General features: G+C 49.6%; 20 protein-coding genes and 6 tRNA genes. 6 read left to right on the forward strand and 20 right to left on the reverse strand.

Annotated elements, in window-relative coordinates:
- Positions 1-285 precede the first annotated feature (285 nt).
- The 3 genes from OHJ21_RS18875 to OHJ21_RS18885 all read left to right on the forward strand — a co-directional run bounded on the left by OHJ21_RS18875 (position 286) and on the right by OHJ21_RS18885 (position 3,164).
- On the forward strand, positions 286-1,155 hold the full coding sequence (locus OHJ21_RS18875; protein WP_394054160.1) for a thermonuclease family protein: 870 nt from the start codon (positions 286-288) through the stop codon (positions 1,153-1,155).
- 79 nt (positions 1,156-1,234) lie between these two features.
- On the forward strand, positions 1,235-2,647 hold the full coding sequence (locus OHJ21_RS18880; protein ID WP_394054159.1) for a PepSY-associated TM helix domain-containing protein: 1,413 nt from the start codon (positions 1,235-1,237) through the stop codon (positions 2,645-2,647).
- Between the two features lie 40 nt (positions 2,648-2,687).
- Entirely contained in the window at positions 2,688-3,164 is a 477-nt protein-coding gene (locus OHJ21_RS18885; protein WP_394054158.1) for a FixH family protein, read from the forward strand.
- 10 nt (positions 3,165-3,174) lie between these two features.
- Here OHJ21_RS18885 and OHJ21_RS18890 read toward each other — a convergent pair whose 3' ends face one another.
- The 6 genes from OHJ21_RS18890 to OHJ21_RS18915 form a co-directional block, all read right to left on the reverse strand.
- Positions 3,175-3,600 carry a thiol-disulfide oxidoreductase DCC family protein gene (locus OHJ21_RS18890; protein WP_486020872.1) on the reverse strand — a complete coding sequence of 142 codons (426 nt, stop codon included), beginning with the start codon at positions 3,598-3,600 and terminating at the stop codon, positions 3,175-3,177.
- 86 nt (positions 3,601-3,686) lie between these two features.
- Positions 3,687-3,962, reverse strand: coding sequence for a hypothetical protein (locus OHJ21_RS18895; RefSeq protein WP_076324660.1), 276 nt, complete (start codon positions 3,960-3,962; stop codon positions 3,687-3,689).
- An 89-nt stretch (positions 3,963-4,051) separates the two neighbouring features.
- Positions 4,052-4,294 carry a zinc ribbon domain-containing protein gene (locus OHJ21_RS18900; RefSeq protein ID WP_071222731.1) on the reverse strand — a complete coding sequence of 81 codons (243 nt, stop codon included), beginning with the start codon at positions 4,292-4,294 and terminating at the stop codon, positions 4,052-4,054.
- Positions 4,295-4,425: 131 nt separating this feature from the next.
- Positions 4,426-4,845, reverse strand: coding sequence for an organic hydroperoxide resistance protein (locus OHJ21_RS18905; protein WP_071222584.1), 420 nt, complete (start codon positions 4,843-4,845; stop codon positions 4,426-4,428).
- A gap of 185 nt (positions 4,846-5,030) precedes the next feature.
- Positions 5,031-5,113 (reverse strand) — tRNA-Leu (locus OHJ21_RS18910).
- Between the two features lie 103 nt (positions 5,114-5,216).
- Complete coding sequence (locus tag OHJ21_RS18915) at positions 5,217-5,579, reverse strand: helix-turn-helix domain-containing protein (RefSeq protein ID WP_100539069.1); 363 nt, start codon at positions 5,577-5,579, stop codon at positions 5,217-5,219.
- Between the two features lie 192 nt (positions 5,580-5,771).
- On the opposite strand from OHJ21_RS18915, the gene OHJ21_RS18920 reads away from it, so the two are divergent.
- The gene (locus OHJ21_RS18920) at positions 5,772-6,401 is read left to right on the forward strand and encodes a PAS domain-containing protein (protein ID WP_243390829.1); all 630 of its coding nucleotides are present in this window, start codon (positions 5,772-5,774) and stop codon (positions 6,399-6,401) included.
- A gap of 100 nt (positions 6,402-6,501) precedes the next feature.
- On the opposite strand, the gene OHJ21_RS18925 is transcribed toward OHJ21_RS18920, so the two are convergent.
- From OHJ21_RS18925 to OHJ21_RS18985, 13 genes are all read right to left on the reverse strand, one after another.
- Positions 6,502-8,187: an alpha/beta hydrolase gene (locus OHJ21_RS18925; RefSeq protein ID WP_394054156.1), complete on the reverse strand. Its 1,686-nt coding sequence runs from the start codon at positions 8,185-8,187 to the stop codon at positions 6,502-6,504.
- Positions 8,188-8,209: 22 nt separating this feature from the next.
- The gene (locus OHJ21_RS18930) at positions 8,210-9,229 is read right to left on the reverse strand and encodes a FecCD family ABC transporter permease (protein WP_394054155.1); all 1,020 of its coding nucleotides are present in this window, start codon (positions 9,227-9,229) and stop codon (positions 8,210-8,212) included.
- Positions 9,222-10,229 (reverse strand): FecCD family ABC transporter permease, encoded by a 1,008-nt coding sequence (locus OHJ21_RS18935; RefSeq protein WP_394054154.1) that lies wholly within the window; start codon positions 10,227-10,229, stop codon positions 9,222-9,224. The genes OHJ21_RS18930 and OHJ21_RS18935 overlap by 8 nt, the downstream gene beginning before the upstream one ends.
- A gap of 40 nt (positions 10,230-10,269) precedes the next feature.
- A complete protein-coding gene (locus tag OHJ21_RS18940; RefSeq protein ID WP_326119934.1) occupies positions 10,270-11,292 on the reverse strand; it encodes an ABC transporter substrate-binding protein in 1,023 nt (340 codons plus the stop codon).
- 115 nt (positions 11,293-11,407) lie between these two features.
- Entirely contained in the window at positions 11,408-12,880 is a 1,473-nt protein-coding gene (locus tag OHJ21_RS18945) for an AraC family transcriptional regulator (protein WP_486020873.1), read from the reverse strand.
- A 453-nt stretch (positions 12,881-13,333) separates the two neighbouring features.
- Positions 13,334-13,804, reverse strand: a complete 471-nt coding sequence (locus tag OHJ21_RS18950) for a KGG domain-containing protein (protein ID WP_486020874.1) — start codon at positions 13,802-13,804, stop codon at positions 13,334-13,336.
- A gap of 313 nt (positions 13,805-14,117) precedes the next feature.
- Positions 14,118-14,200: transfer RNA gene (locus OHJ21_RS18955), tRNA-Leu, on the reverse strand.
- Positions 14,201-14,239: 39 nt separating this feature from the next.
- Positions 14,240-14,315, reverse strand: a tRNA-Lys gene (locus OHJ21_RS18960).
- Positions 14,316-14,474: 159 nt separating this feature from the next.
- Positions 14,475-14,549: transfer RNA gene (locus tag OHJ21_RS18965), tRNA-Glu, on the reverse strand.
- A 116-nt stretch (positions 14,550-14,665) separates the two neighbouring features.
- The gene (locus tag OHJ21_RS18970; RefSeq protein WP_486020875.1) at positions 14,666-15,361 is read right to left on the reverse strand and encodes a Type 1 glutamine amidotransferase-like domain-containing protein; all 696 of its coding nucleotides are present in this window, start codon (positions 15,359-15,361) and stop codon (positions 14,666-14,668) included.
- A 181-nt stretch (positions 15,362-15,542) separates the two neighbouring features.
- A tRNA-Ser gene (locus OHJ21_RS18975) sits at positions 15,543-15,631 on the reverse strand.
- Positions 15,632-15,634: 3 nt separating this feature from the next.
- Positions 15,635-15,710 (reverse strand) — tRNA-Asn (locus OHJ21_RS18980).
- A 26-nt stretch (positions 15,711-15,736) separates the two neighbouring features.
- The gene (locus OHJ21_RS18985) at positions 15,737-16,225 is read right to left on the reverse strand and encodes a SprT family protein (protein WP_207797488.1); all 489 of its coding nucleotides are present in this window, start codon (positions 16,223-16,225) and stop codon (positions 15,737-15,739) included.
- A 116-nt stretch (positions 16,226-16,341) separates the two neighbouring features.
- On the opposite strand from OHJ21_RS18985, the gene OHJ21_RS18990 reads away from it, so the two are divergent.
- Positions 16,342-16,692 carry a hydrolase/acyltransferase gene (locus OHJ21_RS18990; RefSeq protein ID WP_071222576.1) on the forward strand — a complete coding sequence of 117 codons (351 nt, stop codon included), beginning with the start codon at positions 16,342-16,344 and terminating at the stop codon, positions 16,690-16,692.
- Between the two features lie 80 nt (positions 16,693-16,772).
- Positions 16,773-16,904, forward strand: coding sequence for a cortex morphogenetic protein CmpA (gene cmpA / locus OHJ21_RS18995; RefSeq protein WP_326114240.1), 132 nt, complete (start codon positions 16,773-16,775; stop codon positions 16,902-16,904).
- Positions 16,905-17,000: 96 nt separating this feature from the next.
- On the opposite strand, the gene OHJ21_RS19000 is transcribed toward cmpA, so the two are convergent.
- Complete coding sequence (locus OHJ21_RS19000) at positions 17,001-17,465, reverse strand: DinB family protein (RefSeq protein ID WP_411830436.1); 465 nt, start codon at positions 17,463-17,465, stop codon at positions 17,001-17,003.
- Between the last annotated feature and the right edge of the window lie 66 nt (positions 17,466-17,531).

Raw genomic sequence — 17,531 nt, forward strand, 5'->3', positions numbered from 1 at the left:
AACGCCAAAAAAGCACCGTCAAAGGCCGCAATATGCGGTCCATGAACGGTGCTTCCGTTGCCTGTTATAATTTGACATTAGAATATCACAGTTGCAGCAGAACGGCAAGATTTTATTTTGATATACAGATAGCCCTTAATCACTATTGTCAAAACAAGGATAAATGTCCTACTATATAGGCTTAGAACGAATGTTCTCTATATAGGAACTACTTATATAGAATCAACATTACATAAACTCCTAAACCATCTGAACCAAACATCCAAGCCAGGAGAGTGACAACAAGTGAACAAACGAATGTTAACCGCTATGCTAACCGCCTTGCTGCTATTGTCAGGCTGCAGCCAGCCGCTGATGTCCCCGGCGACATCGAACGAAGGAATCGCAACAACCGCTAACTCCCAGCCAAAGACAAACACCAGCACGACGAATTCAAAACCAACGACCTATCCAACCGATGATCTGAATCTTCCGCGGGTAGCCGTAGAACTGGTCAAAGCCGTTGATGGCGACACCATCAGCGTGATGTTCGAAGGTAAAAAAGAGAATGTTCGCATGCTGCTGGTCGACACGCCCGAGACAAGCCATCCGAAGCTGGGCGTACAGCCGTTCGGGCCCGAAGCCAAGGCTTTTACGAAGGATCTGGTGGAACAAGCCGACCTTCTTGAATTGGAGTTCGATATCGGTCCGAACCGCGATAAATATTCCAGGCTTCTTGCGTACGTATATGCTGATGGAAAAATGGTCCAGGAATCGCTGCTTGAAGAAGGACTTGCCCGCGTGGCCTATATCTATCCGCCCAACACCCGCTACGTGGACAAATTTGATGATTTGCAGCGGATCAGTCGGGACCAGGCGCTCGGCATATGGAGCGTAGAGAACTATGCCCAGGAAGACGGCTTCCATCCGGAGGAGCAGGACGACACAAACAACAATAACAACAGCGGCCGTAATGACACAGCAGCAACCCAAGCCCCGAACGAGAACAGCCAAGAGTCGAAGCAAGGCTGCGACATCAAAGGCAACATCAACTCGAAGGGTGAAAAAATCTACCACACTCCCGAATCCCCATACTATGAGCAAACGAAGCAGGAGCAGTGGTTCTGCAGCGAGGCAGAAGCCGTCCAGGCCGGTTTCCGGGCCCCGAACAAGTAAACTCATTTGATATATGAAATGAACCGCTCATGTTCATCTTATATAAATTTTAGCCGTAATGGAAAAGGAGCCACCAGCCATGGGGAACAAGAAACCTCCCGCAATCCAACCAAATGAAAGTCCACCGCCAAATCCAAGCTCTGCCGCATGGTACAAAACCGTCTGGAGATGGCACTTCTATGCCGGCATCATTTTTGCTCCCTTTCTGATCATCCTGGCTATCACCGGCTCCGTTTACTTATTCAAGCCTCAGATTGAACAAGCGCTATATCGGGACTACTACACGGTAACACCTCAGGTTGAGCGGGTAACGCCCAGCAAGCTGGTCGGACAAGTGAAAGAGCTCTACCCTGACGCTACGATCACGAAATACCGCCCCGGCGAGTCGGACTCCCGTTCTACAGAGATCAGTTTGACCTCAGAGGGCGAATCCATGACCGTCTTCATGGACCCCTATACGGGAGAAAAGATTGGCGAGTTGAAAGACAAAGACCGGATCATGGACAAAATCGAGGAGTTCCACGGTGAGCTGATGGTCGGGACCATCGGGGACCGGATCGTGGAGCTTGCCGCCTGCTGGGCGATCGTGCTCATCATTACCGGCGTGTATTTGTGGTTCCCGAAAAATAAAAACAAAAGCAAAAAGAAAAGAAGCCTCGCGGGTATCCTCTACCCCAGGCTCGGCAAGGGCAAGCAGATTCTTCGCAGGGACCTGCATGCCGTTCCCGCCTTCTGGATCGCGGCAGGCATGCTGTTTCTCGTCATGACCGGTTTGCCCTGGTCAGGCCTGTGGGGCAGCAATTTCCAAACCGTGGCGACCAATACCGGTGCCGGCTATCCGCCTTCCATCTGGTCAGGCAGTGCGCCATCCTCCCATGTGGTTCAGACGAAGGAAGTCGCAGAGGTCCCTTGGGCGGCCGAAAATCTGGAGGTACCTAACTCCACCATCTCCGACTTTACGCCGCTTCCAATCGAAGATGTCATGTACGTAGCCCGAAGCGAGGGGATCCATCCAAGCTACACCATCAGCATTCCGCAGCAAGCGGACGGGGTGTACACGTTGTCGGCCTATCCGCCGAAAGCCCAAGACGAGGCTACCATGCACATCGACCAGTACAGCGGCGCGGTGTTGGCGGATTATCGCTATGATCATTACGGAGTCGTCGGCAAAGCCGTTGCCCTGGGCATTACCCTGCACAAAGGAACCCAATTCGGCATCGTCAACCAGATCTTCAGTTTGCTTATATGCATAGGCATCATTTTCATTGCGGTAAGCGGTTTGTACTTGTGGTGGAAGCGAAAACCCGAGCACGGACTGGGGGCACCAAAAGCACCCGAGGTTAAAGCGAAGAACATGTGGGTATTCCTTCTGCTGCTCATCGCTTTGGGGATCCTGTTCCCGCTTGTGGGCTTGTCGCTCATCATCGTGTGGATCATCGATTATGTCATCGTTCGGAGGGTACCGGCGATCAAGACATTTCTGAATGCCTGATTCGGTTCTATACTCTAACTACAATAAGGGGTGGCGGTTCATGATCATAAAAAGCCGTGTTATATTATCCGTACTACTGTCGGTCCTGCTGTTGAGCGCTTGTTCGGCCAATCCCGGCGCAGCCGACCGGTATGAAAAAGAAATCCCGCTGATCGCCGAGGTGAACATTCCGGAGACGTTATCTGTGCATCAACCGGAGACCATTGAAATCATTCTCACCCAGGCTGGCCAAAGAGTGCCCGGTGCGGATTTTGTCCACTACGAACTGTGGAGCCATGACGGCTCCTTGCGGGATCCCATGACGGACGCGGTAGAGGTCGGTGATGGCGTGTACACGGTAACCAAAACCTTCGATAAAGAGGGGCTGTATTTCATCAAGCTGCACAGCGGCAACAACGGTTCCATCATCATTCCCCAAAAACCGTTCGCGGTCGGCAAACTGTCCGAGGCCGAGCTTGCCTACCTGCAAGCAGGAACTCCGACATTTCAAGAAGGTACGGCAGAACATCATCATTAATACAAGTGGATTAGGACAAGAACCGGCGCCGAATGTCCGGCGTCGGGATCATGCATTCACTGGATTGCCCAAACCACCGGTAACGGTTCTTCGCTACCCAGCGGTACACCAGGTTACGTAAGAATGGGGGAATCAGAATCAGGATATACGACAGCGGCCAAGGAAAGCGAAGACGCCGTGCAATCCGCAGAGCTCCCGTCGACCTTGTGTAATACCTCCCCTGTTCAATCAGCACCATCGTTTCCGTAGTATCTCCACGAAGCCCTCCCTGCCTCAACAGCTCCTGACCGATCTCGGATTGCAGCGAAGCGAACCGGAAAGCACCCGCGGGATCTCGCTTGATAATGAACTGGGTCAGCCCCTGGCACAAATGGCAGACGCCATCAATCAGCACAATCGCATATTCCTCATGATTTTCGGTTGCACGATTCTTCATATCTTTCTTCGCTCCCTTCACGCCATAAAAAAAGAAAAAACGCAGGAGCCCTCTCCTACGCTTGATCAAGTACGCTTATTGGTTTATTACTCAGCAGCTTTGTTCAGCCACTCGCCGTCTTTCATCTGCTGGTCGAATTCGTTCGAGAATTTCTCCATGCATTTGCATATGAAATCCTTACGACAAACCGGGCAAGGTACTTTCCCAAGTCGGCTAAGCGCAGTCAGTTTCCATTCCGGGAAGCGGTTATAGAATACGCGAATATCCGTTCCGTCAGCCGTGTGGATAATGAATTCGTAAAGCCCTTCTTTTTCATTGCTTCCAGCTGTGGTCACATTTGCAATCTGCGGTCTGTATGGCATGTTCATCACCCGTTTATTTTATTTAAATTCCCTATGACTGGTTTGTACTTTCTGGTACTTAGTCATATTAAAGAATTTTAGGGGTGATGTCAACCGAAGAACACATCCAGGATCGAGCCAAGCTGCCCCCTCTTTTTACCTTCTAATATATCCGGGTTGAACACTTCCACATATCCGCAGTTCGTGCAGGAAACAAATAGGAAATGATTGTGCTGAATATCAAACATCTTGCTCAGCCCGGCCCCTGACATCGAGACCTCTTTTGTCTGGCAGTGATTCCCTCCGCATTTGCTGCATACAAACCGTTCCTCTATCATTTGTTCAATACTCATCTTAAGCGCCCCTTTCCAATTCATAGCTTTAACTGAAATACGGAGTATCATGTAAAAAGTTTCATATTCCGCGTAAGCCGACAAAAAAGGATGGCCCTCCATTTCAGAGGACCATCCGAATTCCTTTATGGTTAGCTTACGCTTAACTCCACGTCGATGTTGCCTCGGGTTGCCTTGGAATAAGGGCAGAACGCATGCGCCTTCTTCGCGAGGTCCTCCGCCTGGCTTCGTTCGATTCCCGGCATTTCGATCTTCAGCTTCACCGCAAGCTTAAAGCCGTCAGCGCCTTCGTCCTTTCCGATCATGACCTGGGAGTGGATCACAACGTCCTTGAGCTCGACGCCCTCTTTACGGGCGATATTAGCCAGAGCGCTTTCGTAACAGGCGCCATAGCCGGCCGCAAACAGCTGCTCCGGATTGGTTCCGTCACCGCCCGGTCCTCCAAGCTCCTTCGGCATGCTTAATTTGTGATTAAGAACCCCATCCGTAGATTCGACAGAGCCTTCGCGCCCTCCAATGACTTTTACATCTGCTGTGTATAATGGTTTCATGCTCGTTCATCTCCTTCATGCCCTATTATGATCTCTACATGTACTCTTTAAACTTGCAGCACAAATTGAAACGATAAATAGGCCAACTCGCAAAAGAAACAGCATGTCCCGACTCGCAAAGCAAATAAAAAAAGCTGTTTATCAATGGAAGAATTCCTCCTGATAAACAGCTTCTTTATGAAGTATGCGGTAGAGAGGACTCGAACCTCCACGGGTATACACCCACTACCCCCTCAAGATAGCGTGTCTGCCATTCCACCACTACCGCATGTTGTAAGGGATGTTCTGTAGCGAACATTCCCTATTATACTGTTCCATCATACAAAAGTAAAGAACCAAATTGTGGATCATGGGCTTAGGCGTATGAGCTGCTAAGTCTTGTCGTTTCGCTTTTCCTTCCGGTATGCTGAGAACTCGATATATTCACGGATAAACTCCTTCTCATTCTCTGCCAATCCGGACATGAAGGGAAGATCGGACGATTCCGCATCCACTCCATACTCCCCACGCGCTTCCCTGACTCGGGTAGGGTTGCCCTTGCCAATAATCAACCAGTCCAAGCTTACGGAAAAGAATGCTGCAATCTCAATCAATTTATTCGTGCTCGGCGTTGTTTTCCCCCTCTTCCAATCACCAAAATTTCCTGTGCTGATTCCGAGGGTTTCACAAAACGCCTTCTTGGTCATACCTCGGCTTTCTATGAGATGTTCGATTCGTTGGTAAATAGATTGCATCAAACAACCGCCTTCCTAGTTCTCTTTGAAAGAAAATTACTTATGTACGTATTTTTCTCTTGCAAAACCACTTAATTACGTGTATAATCAAATATATATTGCCTAAATTATACCATAGTACTCATTGTTCGTTGTATCTTTTACTCATGAGTCTATTCAGTACGAGGAGCGAGTCATTTGCCCTACGATACCATGATCACATCTTGGAATAATGCGGTTCATTCCTTGAATAAAGGATTGATGATCATTACGCCGGATGGCATCATAGACAAAATTAACGATCCACTCATTACCATGGCCGAAAGATATGGTGTTTCCCCTGAGTTTGGATGGCAGGGGGCATCTTTTTTTAATATCGCTTCCCAGCCCTTGAGTTTGGCTTCATTCGATCATTTTTTCCATGAGCTGGATGTGCCCTCCGTAAGAGATGTTATGCTGGGTAAGCAGCCTGATTATTCCTTTGAATATGCAGTGCCATGGAACGGCCAAGAGAATTGGGTGTTATGTGAGGTACTGCCGCTGCTTATCAACAAGGACCGTCGTATTCACGGAGCTATGATATCATTTACGGATATTACGAAGTTCAAACGTAAGGAACTGCTGCTGGAACAAGCGCTGGCTCACAGTTTTCCCCTTCCCGGGCATATTCCCATCTGCGCCGTATGCAAATACGTTCACCACGCGGAAGAATGGGAGCCCGTGGAGAGCTATTTGGAGAGCCGCCTCCCCATTGAATTCACCCACGACATCTGTCCGGATTGCATTCGCAGATTATACCCCAAGTACTCATCCATCCTTGATGATCCGGAATTACTCGATTAACTCTCTGCCTACATACAACAACACGAAATAAGCAGCTTCAATATCCGGCTTTATCACGGATATGAGGCTGCTTATTCATGCTTAACGCATCATTCTCATATTACGCGTTCACAAAACGAAGCAGAGGGCTTATCAGAGCAGGCAGTACCGAGACGTGGCCTTCTCCCTCAACTTCATTAAACGTAGTCTCCAGCAGCTCATCATGCCCTTTGAGGAATGCATAGAGCTCCCTGGCGTCTTGAACCATGGACGGCTTCTCCTCGGCTCCCACGTACAGACGCAGCTGTTTGCGCTGTCCACTCTGCTGTAAACGGGTTTTTCCCTCTTCCCATCGTTTGTACAGCACGTAGTTCTTCCACCACACCGAGGGACAGGCCGCAATATACCGCGAAAAGGTCTCCGGTCTGGTGAATAAGGTATACAAGGTAAAATAACCACCGAGCGAGTGCCCGAACAGCGCCTGCTTTGAACGGTTCACCTCGTATTGCCGCTCCACGGCCGGCTTCAGCTGCTGCTCGATAAACGTAAGGAATGCTTCGACGCCGCCTGTTTCCGGCCAATCCAATCCGTTAGGACGGACCGGCAGTTCATGGTCTTCAGCATATTCAGTAAAGTTATAAAAACGCTCACTGCTCACGATGGGACTGTCACTGTCAAAGCCGATCCCGACAATAAGCGCCGAAGGAATGCCCCGAGGCGTCCGGGATTGCAGCCGGATTGCCTCTGCAAGCGATCCGAAGGTCGCATTGGCATCCAGCGAATATAACACAGGATACCCCCCTTCGGGTGGCGGCCCCATCGGTTCGGCAATGAAAATACGGTATTCACGGCCTGTGACGTCGGATTGCATGGACCATGTCACCGTTCCCGGTATGCAAAACAGTGGATCCTTTTCGTGGTTATTGCAGTTATCGAGATTATTGTGGTTATCATGGTTATGGTCATCGCGGTTATCGTGCTCTTCATCCTTTTCGTGCTTTTCGCCCTTTTCGTGGTTACCCATAATACCCTCATGCTGAGCTCGTGCCATCTCAGATTCTTGGTCATATTCTTCCTTGACGAACAACCACCGCAGCGCATCCGGAAATCTTCTGGCCATAAAGATGGGATCATGGGTCCCATCAGGATCTACCGCCAACTGGAGCCGCTCGGGGCTCACCCCTTGTTCCATCCAGAATCGATGGGCCTCGACGTTATTCGGATACATATGTTTCTGCGCATTTTCCTTATATGCACCTTCCAACTGTCCAACGGACATATACACCCTCAGCCCGGCAGGCAATTCCCCCTGCTCCCTGATGTAATCCATAACCCCGTCATACCATAACGAAGCCGACAGCATCCCGATCCGTCCGAAGGTCTCGGCCCGCCAATACCCCGCGAACATCGAGATCAAACCGCCAAAGGAACCGCCAATGATGGCTGTATGCTCGGGGGCTGCGAGTGTACGGTAATGTCTGTCTATGTATGCCTTGATGACATCCGCAACCTCATCGACATAAGCTCTGCCCTCCCCGCCGAAAGGCGGATTGCCCTCCAGCAGCGGCTCGGCTGGCCAAGGCGTATACTCACGGTTCCGATTTGTTGACGATATCCCGACCAGGATGACCTCGACGAGTTGGCCTGCTGCAAACAGATGGTTCAGATAGTTGAGACAGTCCGTGAACATATCTCCTTGATCCTGTACATAGGCAACAGGATAGGAACGGTCCGACTCATGATAAGAAGGAGGTAAATACAGTATGAGTTCCCTGTCCTCAACCACCAGCTGTTGATAACGATTCATGTGATCCTCCCGAAAGCTGCTTTTATTTTCTCATGCGAATTAATAGATAGATAAAATACGGTACCCCGATCACGGACACCACAATGCCTGCAGCCAGCTCGGCCGGAGCGAATATCGTTCTGCCGATGAAATCGCCTATGACCACAATCGCCATGCCTGCTATACCGCTGATCGGGATGATATGCCTGTGCCGCAGTCCAACCAGCTGCCTCGCCAGATGCGGAGCGATCAGACCGACAAACCCAATGCTGCCGGATACGGCAACACTCGCGCTGATCAAACCGATGCTGCATAGAAGCAATACATTTTTTTCACGTTCGACGGTTACCCCGACACTCTTCACGCTTTCCTCGCTCAGCTGGAACAAGTCGAGCACTTGAGAACGTAGCCAAATGACAGGCGGCAGCATAATGAGCCAAGGAAGCATGGTGACCACGAACTTCCAGTTGGCGCTGTGAAGGCTGCCGGCCAGCCAAGCTACGGCCATCTCATAATCCGATGGATTCATTTTGAGCGAGAGGAACATCGTAATAGCACCAAAGCCGGATGCAATCGCAATCCCCACAAGAATTAGCCGCTGCGGATCCAGCTTTCCGTTTTCTCTGGCGAACATAAATATGGCCGTAGTCGCCGCCAAGCCGCCAGCGATACCGAACATCGGCATCATCATAACCCCGAGCCAGCCTGTCATCGTGATCTGCCCTTGCAGCAGGAACATAAACAACACAACCGCCATGCCTGCACCTGCATTGATGCCGAGGATACCCGGATCCGCGAGTCCATTGCGGGTAACCCCCTGGATAACTGCACCGGCCATCCCCAGCGCAAACCCGACGAGAGCGCCAAGCACGATACGCGGCAACCTGAATTCAAACACAACGAGTTCAAAATCGGAATTGGGACTCATCCGAAGCAGTGTCTGAAATACTTCCTTGATGGACATATCAAACGTCCCGTTGGTCAGACTGAAATATACGGCAGTCAATACAACCAAGATTCCTCCAGTCAAAACAATCGGGAATCGATAGTAGGTATTACGCACGCTGAGCCCCTCCCCTCGTCTTGATCAAATAGAGGAAGAAAGGAACGCCGATCAACGAAGTAATAACACCCACCGGCGTCTCAAACGGGTAATTTACAAAGCGTGCGAGAATATCGCATAATGCAAGAAACATGCCGCCGAGCACGCCCGATACCGGTACGATCCATCGATAATCCGAGCCGGACAGGAAACGGGCAATATGAGGAATAATCAAGCCTACAAAGGCAACCTTACCCGCCAGCGCCACAGATACGCCGGTTAGAATGATAACAGCCAGCATCGCAAGGGCTTTGATCAGCCATGTATTCACACCGAGTCCCTTGGCCGTCTCGTCCCCGAGTGACAGCAGCGTGATCGATTTGGATAATACAACGGCAAGGCTTAAACCGACGATGGCAAACGGAATGCTCAGTTTGATCAGTTCCGGGTCCATTGCGTGCAGTCGGGCATTGTACCAGAAACTGATATTTTGCGATACTTGAAAATACGCCGCCAATGCCTCCGCGGTACCGCTAAGAAACGTTCCGATCACGGTTCCGAGTATTGCCAGTCGAACCGGACTGAGTCCGCCAGGAATAAGCCATGCCAAGCCGAACACGACGGCTGCTCCGATGGCTGAGCCGATCAACGAACTGACGATGTACATATTGGAGCTGGCGTTCGGGATAAATACCATGAACAGCGTCACCGCGAACACCGAACCGTCGGATACCCCCATGATGGATGGGGACGCCAAATAGTTCCTTGTCATTCCTTGCATTAACGCGCCTGATACCGCGAGAAAAGCGCCGATGAGCATGGCGCCAACGACTCTCGGCAATCGGGAGCTCACAATGATCTGATGATCGATGCTCTCCGAATCAAAAGCAAAGATGGAATCCCAAACGGTATCCATCGTAATATTTTTGGCTCCATACAGGATGGAGGCCGCTATGAGCAATAAACAGACTGCCGGGGCCATCACAAGGATGACAGCCGGCAGTGATTTTTTGAACCCCATGAACAACACGCCTTATAGGTTTATACTGGAATGATGAATGTTACTTTGTCAGACTTTCGACCGCAGCTTTCAGAAACTCGATTTTGCTGTACGCGGTTCCACCTTGAGCGAGTGGGTCCACCACGTTGACAAAAGCGGTGCCGTTCTTAAATGCATTCAAGTTCTTCATGATCGGATCATTCTGCAGCTCTTCCAGGGCGTTCGGCGTATCCTTGTTCTCATCAGGCGAGAACTGTACGAATACATAATCCGGATTCATCTCTGCAATCTTCTCTTTCGAGATCAGTTCCTGCGCTTTGGCTGCGGCTACTTCAGCCGGTACTGCAATCCCCAAGTCCTCATACAACACCGGGTTAAAGAACACCCCTGCCGGGTAGATGTACATCTCGCCTGCACGAATCCGAAGCGCCAGAACCTTCTTGTCCTTTAGACTATCTCCAATTGTCTCTTTGACGTTTTCCAAGTCCTCTTTATATTTCGCGATTGCCTGTTCCGCTTGCTCCTGTTTACCGCTTAACTCGCCGAGCAATCTCAGGTTGCTTTCCCAGTTAGTGGAGATATGGGAGTACGGAATCGTGGGAGCAATTTTGTTCAACTGTTCAATGACTTCAGGCTTCGCTTTGGACGATGCCAAAATTACATCCGGCTTCAAAGACAGGATCGTTTCAAAATTCGGCTCCATTTTCTCACCAACCGACTGAGCATCCTTCGTGATCGACTCAAACATCGGCGGGAATTTACCCGAGAAGGTGATCGCTCCAACCGGATTCACTTCCAACACAATAGCATCCTCCATGGCTTCAACGGCACCCGTGATGACGATGCGCTCCGTTTTGGCCGGAAGCGTATATTCCTGATCGAGGTATTTCACAACTTTAGTATCGGACGCAGCGGGGGTCGCTTCTTCTTTCGCAGCGTTATCCTCCCCGGCTGTGTTCGTGCTTTCTGCTGCATTATTCGTGCTTGCTCCGTCTGTATCTTTAGCGTCGTTACCTCCACCGCAAGCGGACAGTACCAACGCAAATGCCAGCAATAACCCCAAAACCCATTTCATTCGTTTCATCTCTCTCCAAATACCCCTTCCATGATCTATGATCAAAACAAATGATAATGATTATCATTATTGATCATAGTATAGGATTTGCTCTCTAAGCACCATGGACAAATAACCGGATTCCTCATGGACAATTTCCGGAAAACAACCGGAAGGCCTCCTCCGCCATCTGCTCCATCGCAATGGGAGAGTATTCGCGCCAGGGGTAAGAGGATAATGGATGGAACGTTCCATCTCGCACCGCGGGAATGGTCATCCACTCGGGCGTTGCCTGCAGTTTTCTCCAATTCGCCAGCGTTTCGGAATCCTGACGGATCAAGAGCAGAATATGGTCTGCGCGGCTCTCCTTGATCTGCTTAATCGTTAAACATCCTGCATCCTCCCGATCCATAGGCTTAGCCGGTTGAAAATTAAAATAATCAAATAATAGTTCCTTCATGCCCGGATGGCTGTAAGCCATAAGTTCATCCTGATGCAGGCGTGCGGTCAAAAGCGTGCGTTCATCCATCATTTCAGCGGGGAGCTTCTCACGGTAAGTTGAAATTTTATGATGGAACGTTTCAATCCATCGCTCTGCTTCGGGCAGCTTGTTTAGCAATTTAGCGAGTCCCAACAGATTAAACTGCCACCCTTCCTGTTCTTCCGCCATTTCGTAGAGAGGTGCAATCAGCCGAAGCTGCTCCTTCTCCCAATCCTCCACCCCCTGTGCACAGACGATGAGCTCGGGACGTGCCGAGGCCAGCTTCTCCAGATTGGCATATTTGTTATGATTCTGGCGGTATGCATCCAGATGGACAGGGATATCCGGCCCAAGAAGGTTATAGTAATGCTGTGACCACTTTGGATGAAGCGGAGCAGCATACGGCGTAAAATCCAGCGGCATGGCGTAACCCAGAAGAGCTGTGGAGCCGTACATCGCCAGTTTATTTTTCCTTGTCTTCATATACACCGAGGGAGAGATCCCGAATGCCTTCTTGAACTTGCGGCTAAAATAAAATTCATCCTTATACCCCACCATATGCGCCACTTCACGCAGCAAAGAATCCGAGCCCAGCATCAGCTGCTTCGCCTTGTTCAATCGAACATGCGCCAAATAATCCATTGCGCTGTGCCCATACGTCTTCTTATATACTTCTACAAAATATTTAGGACTCAGCTCGGAGAGTGTCGCCAATTGTTCAATCGTTAAATCTTCATCATAATGCTCCTCGATATACTCCTTCACCCGCTCCAGTGCTTGCCGCTTATCATTCTTGGAGTAAGGGCTGCATTCGGCAATCATCGTATACAGCAGCTCTTGAAAATCCAGCTGAACTCTCCACTGCTTCATGGGCTCCTTGCTGTGAAAATCCTTATACATCGACCGGCAGACGAGATTCAAGCGGTCCGGAGAGCTGATGACAAAGATGCCGTCATAGGGCATGAAAGCGGCGCCGTCCACCTCCTGCAATCGACTGCAGCCTGACATCCCTTCCATGAAACTAAAATGAAGGATCGCGACCGAAGCCTGTTCGTATTCCTCGGAATTCTTGTGATCGGCACTCGTGATTCCAAAAGTAGACCCCGCTGCACAAAAATAAACACATCCCTTATTCATACGGGTCATTTGCTCTGCCTGTAGTAAACAGGTTTCTCCGCTAAGTGGGATGATTAGGGCTGGCTGAACTGCCAGCTGTTGCTCTAAGGAGAGCTCTTGCCCATGAACAATATCCATATTCCATAAACGGGCCATGAGCCCGCTGTATTCACGCGGATCTTTTTTGCTGCTACGATTCGTCGATAGGTTTACCATTTGTACAGACCCCAACCTTAAATGAGAATGGTTATCATTATCATATAATTATCACACACTGTCCCAAAAGTCCAGCACGATCTTCTCTTTTCCACCTTGCTGCATGACGATACAAGGCAAAAAGAAAGCAGCCACGCACTCCCTGTCAGGGAGTCGTAGCTGCTGCTTTCAAATGGTATGATATGAGGCGGATCTTTCGCATGCGAGAATTTCAGTCCCCTCCAAGGGGAACTTCTTCTCAAATCCGCCGGATTGTCATTAGTTCCCCCGCTGGCGCTGCCTTGCTCTCGCCTCGCCGCCTTTGCGGCCCGCTTCTTCACGGCTCATTTTGCCGTCTCCGTCTCCGTCGCTGCCGTTGCCGCTTCTGGCTTCGCCGCCCTGCTGCCCAATCTCTTGATAGAACTCACGTCCGTGGGAATCCGAGGTAGCCTCGCCGCCTTTGCGTCCGATATCCTCATAGAATTCCCTGCCATGGGAATCGGAAGTCGCTTCCCCGCCCTTCTGGCCGATTTCTTGATAAAATTCTTTATCATGGGAGTTTGACGTGGATTCTCCACCCTTTTTACCGATATCCTGATAAAACTCTTTGTCATGGGACCGGGAAGTTGCTTCGCCGCCCTTCCGTCCGATTTCTTGGTAGAACTCTTTGTCATGGTTGTTCGCTGTTGCTTCTCCACCTAAACGTCCTGCTTCTTCACGGCTCATCTTTCCATTGTTGTTATTAGCCATTCTGAATCACTCCTTATAGGTAATTTGAAGTTGCTGCTCGTCCACGTTATGATATTAAACTCCTGACCAGAGATGAAACACCAGTGTTGCATAAACGCGCACTGAAAATCGATGAAAACCGTGATGAATCCTATGTAAACCTTGATGTAAGAAAAAACGTCTATCGACGTGCATTCTAGAGAAGACAGACCGCGTTTAGAGGTTGTTTTTCTTGCGATATCAGGTAGGCCATACTTCGAAGTTTTTACTTTCTGATATCTTAAACGCAAAAAAAGCCCCACACAAAGTGCGGAGCTTTTTCTTAATGTTCGTATGCGGTAGAGAGGACTCGAACCTCCACGGGTATACACCCACTACCCCCTCAAGATAGCGTGTCTGCCATTCCACCACTACCGCATAATATAAGGGGTACATCATTTCGTTACTTCATAAAAATGGTGAGCCATGAAGGGCTCGAACCTTCGACACCCTGATTAAAAGTCAGGTGCTCTACCAACTGAGCTAATGGCTCTCGATGACAATCATGCTGCTGCCATATAAGAAAGTTATATAGAAAGTGGTGACCCGTAGGGGATACTCTCTCTTCGTTCGAGACTGCGAAGCTTATCCTAACGGAGGGTTATGCTCCGACGAACCGACGGGATTCTCATTCCCGAAGTTATATAGAAAGTGGTGACCCGTAGGGGATTCGAACCCCTGTTACCTCCGTGAAAGGGAGGTGTCTTAACCCCTTGACCAACGGGCCACTTTAACCACGTCGCCGTGACGACAAGATTGAGTATAGCATAATTTCAAAAAAGCTGGCAAGCTTTTTTTTCGTGAATTTTAATATTTATTTTTGGAGCTTTTTCGGCCAATAAATCAGCCTAAAAAGTCCGGCGTTAACTTCGCTTCTTGAACGCTATTTCCTTCGCGCTCCACACGGTATGCATATGCATTTTTCCTTGAGCTTACGATTCTATGCAACCGTCCCTCCATAAAATGCAATGCAGCCCCATCACCAGCAGCATATCCCGCTTGTGCTTCACCTTGAAGCATTAGTTTATGATAGGCAGGTCTTCTTTTGCTCTCACCATCATAATGCGGGCAATGACTGCCTTGTAATAGACCCAAACCCTCAAGCTTGTACAGAGGCCCGTTCAACGGGTCCGTCACCCCTTGCTCAAACCAACAAATGGAACCAGCGCTTAACCCGGTTAAGATGACACCCTGTTCATAAGCCTCTTTGAGTATCTGATCCAAGCCCCATTCCTTCCACAAGACGAGCATATTCCGGGTATTGCCCCCGCCAACATAGATGATATCCTTCTTGAGTACAAAAGACCGAAGATCGGCAAAGTTCGGCTGAAACAGTGACAGATGGCTGGGAGTGCACGGCAGTGTCCGGAAAGCATGATAGAAACGTTCAACATAACCATCCGCATCCCCGCTTGCCGTCGGAACAAAACACACCTTAGGCATTTCTTTCGGTACTTGTGCCAAAATATAGCGATCAAGCAAGAGATTATCCGGTTCCATCGAGAAACCGCCGCCACCCATGGCAATAATCTGTTTCATTGAGCTCTCCCCCATTCAAGTTCAACGAAAGAGAAAGGGATACTCTCCCTTCGGTCGAGACTGCGAAGTATTCCTAACGCCGCTTATGCTCCGACGAACCCTATCTAGGGTTCTCATCCCTTTGCAAAAAAAAAGCCCCCGATCACTTTGTGATGGGAGCTTTCTTCGATGTAACGCTCAACGGAGAGAGAGGGATTCGAACCCTCGCACCGCTTACGCAGTCTAACCCCTTAGCAGAGGGTCCCCTTATAGCCACTTGGGTATCTCTCCATATGGCTCCCCGAACAGGACTCGAACCTGTGACAACTCGATTAACAGTCGAGTGCTCTACCAACTGAGCTATCAGGGAACATTAAGTTGGATACTAATAATTTATCATGACTTCATAGGGGAGTCAAGCTTCAGAAGCGTAAGGCGTCCGGCGCACTTTCCGCACCGATACCGGGCCGGATTCATCTTCCGTTTGCGCAGATATTCAGTCCCGCAGGCGCTGCAGCGAAGTTTATATCGATAAGGTTCCGGCTCCCGACGGCCCGCAGTCTTGCCCTTCGGCAAGGATTTGCAGAAACGGCTCCCTCCAACGGCTTGCAGCAGGCTTTTGAAATCAGCGTCCCGATGCCGATATCCCCTGCCCGCAATATGCAGATGATAATGGCACAGCTCATGCTTGATGATCTTCTCCACCTCTTCCCTGCCGTGCGTAGCCAGCTGATGCGGATTGATCTCGATATGATGGCTTTTCATGAAATAGCGGCCGCCTGTCGAGGACAATCGCCGGTTAAACGTCGCCTTGTGCCTGAACGGAACCCGAAAGCTCTCCAGCGAGATTTTCTCAACCCATGCCTGTAGTTCTTCATTACTCATCTCGTTCATCGTCACCCTGTCCGATCCTTCCTTTTGCCTTATAAATGCTACTTGAATTTTAACTTCTCTCTGGGCTACACTGTCAAGTAGAAAGTATGGAGGGAGAACCTGCAATCATGCCGAACATGCGCTACGTTATTTTAAAAGGACAGGACGAGCTGTTATTTGTCGAAATGCCTAGTGACTATGCTTACCAGCTCAGTGCTCTAAATTTACGCCTCAATAAGGAAATTGATAAACTCACCGCCGCAGGCAAACCTCAGCTGCCTCTTGCTGTAGCGGAATGCGACAATCTGGATCTGCTGCAGGAATCGCTAAGCATTCAAGGTGGTCTGGAATACATAAATGAGCTTGAGCAGGCCTTTGCTTCCCTTAAGGAAACGGAATATCCGCTCATCTCGCTGCTTACCGAGATTCGGGCTCTCCAAGCGCAGCTTGAGCAGTGGTACGAGGAAGAAGCGTTATAATCGAGGTAGACCTGCACGCTTTGGGCTTTTTCCCCATATGCTATCCATACAGATGGAATTAGCAAGAGGAGGAGATACCCTTGCCGCAATGGCTCTGCAATCAATTGACACGCGCTTTTCGTAAAAAGGACAGACGTCAGATCAAGCTGCTGAACGAATGCTGGTACTTTTACCGGAATTCCCCGGGTGAAGAAAACACGAATGCCCGTTAGGGCACTGCAACCGATCCATATGTATGACAATAAGCCGGACACCCTGTCCGGCTTATTTTTGCGTTTGATTAGGGCTGAATGCGTCGAATTTTGAACTTATAGAAAGCTGCGTTTAGCTGGCCAGGAGCCCTGAAGCTTCCGGAGAAAAACAATTTGTCCCGTATGATATGCATCATGCATAATTAAGCTAAGGATTCGCTGAGGCGATTCGATGATCTCCGCCTCCGGCATCTCCTCAAACTTGTGTCTTAAAGCGCCATGAACATCTTGAATCTGCTCCCGAGCCGTATTCCATGCCTCCTCACTTGGGTCATGAATGAGAAACGTCTCGTCATTGCCTATCCCTTCATTAGGAAGCGGTGTACCTTCCAATCTCGCGAGCAGACGCTGCTTGTAATACAGCAAATGCTGCACGTTCTCCCAAATGGAATTCGCCGCCTGCCCTTCCGGTTTCCACAAAGCCTGCTCGACCGTCACATCCCTCAGGGCAGGGAGAATTGGAGGATACCAATCCTCTTGCCCCATCGTATAATCCCAGTTTTGGAGCAGTAGTTCCTTCATGTTCATAACCACCATCGCCTCCGCTTCGTTTTTTGTAACCACCATAAATGAAATAGAATGTTACAT

The organism is Virgibacillus sp. LDC1, from assembly GCF_025792345.1.
Lineage (GTDB): Bacteria > Bacillota > Bacilli > Paenibacillales > Paenibacillaceae > Paenibacillus_AQ > Paenibacillus_AQ lautus.

Coding starts and splice junctions, on each gene's coding strand:
- OHJ21_RS18880 (WP_394054159.1), top strand. CDS start 1,235: ATGGGGAACAAGAAACCTCCCGCAATCCAACCAAATGAAAGTCCACCG.
- OHJ21_RS18885 (WP_394054158.1), top strand. CDS start 2,688: ATGATCATAAAAAGCCGTGTTATATTATCCGTACTACTGTCGGTCCTG.
- OHJ21_RS18890 (WP_486020872.1), bottom strand. CDS start 3,600: ATGAAGAATCGTGCAACCGAAAATCATGAGGAATATGCGATTGTGCTG.
- OHJ21_RS18895 (WP_076324660.1), bottom strand. CDS start 3,962: ATGCCATACAGACCGCAGATTGCAAATGTGACCACAGCTGGAAGCAAT.
- OHJ21_RS18900 (WP_071222731.1), bottom strand. CDS start 4,294: ATGAGTATTGAACAAATGATAGAGGAACGGTTTGTATGCAGCAAATGC.
- OHJ21_RS18905 (WP_071222584.1), bottom strand. CDS start 4,845: ATGAAACCATTATACACAGCAGATGTAAAAGTCATTGGAGGGCGCGAA.
- OHJ21_RS18915 (WP_100539069.1), bottom strand. CDS start 5,579: ATGCAATCTATTTACCAACGAATCGAACATCTCATAGAAAGCCGAGGT.
- OHJ21_RS18920 (WP_243390829.1), top strand. CDS start 5,772: ATGATCACATCTTGGAATAATGCGGTTCATTCCTTGAATAAAGGATTG.
- OHJ21_RS18925 (WP_394054156.1), bottom strand. CDS start 8,187: ATGAATCGTTATCAACAGCTGGTGGTTGAGGACAGGGAACTCATACTG.
- OHJ21_RS18935 (WP_394054154.1), bottom strand. CDS start 10,229: ATGGGGTTCAAAAAATCACTGCCGGCTGTCATCCTTGTGATGGCCCCG.
- OHJ21_RS18940 (WP_326119934.1), bottom strand. CDS start 11,292: ATGAAACGAATGAAATGGGTTTTGGGGTTATTGCTGGCATTTGCGTTG.
- OHJ21_RS18945 (WP_486020873.1), bottom strand. CDS start 12,880: ATGAATAAGGGATGTGTTTATTTTTGTGCAGCGGGGTCTACTTTTGGA.
- OHJ21_RS18950 (WP_486020874.1), bottom strand. CDS start 13,804: ATGGCTAATAACAACAATGGAAAGATGAGCCGTGAAGAAGCAGGACGT.
- OHJ21_RS18970 (WP_486020875.1), bottom strand. CDS start 15,361: ATGAAACAGATTATTGCCATGGGTGGCGGCGGTTTCTCGATGGAACCG.
- OHJ21_RS18985 (WP_207797488.1), bottom strand. CDS start 16,225: ATGAGTAATGAAGAACTACAGGCATGGGTTGAGAAAATCTCGCTGGAG.
- OHJ21_RS18990 (WP_071222576.1), top strand. CDS start 16,342: ATGCCGAACATGCGCTACGTTATTTTAAAAGGACAGGACGAGCTGTTA.
- OHJ21_RS19000 (WP_411830436.1), bottom strand. CDS start 17,465: ATGAAGGAACTACTGCTCCAAAACTGGGATTATACGATGGGGCAAGAG.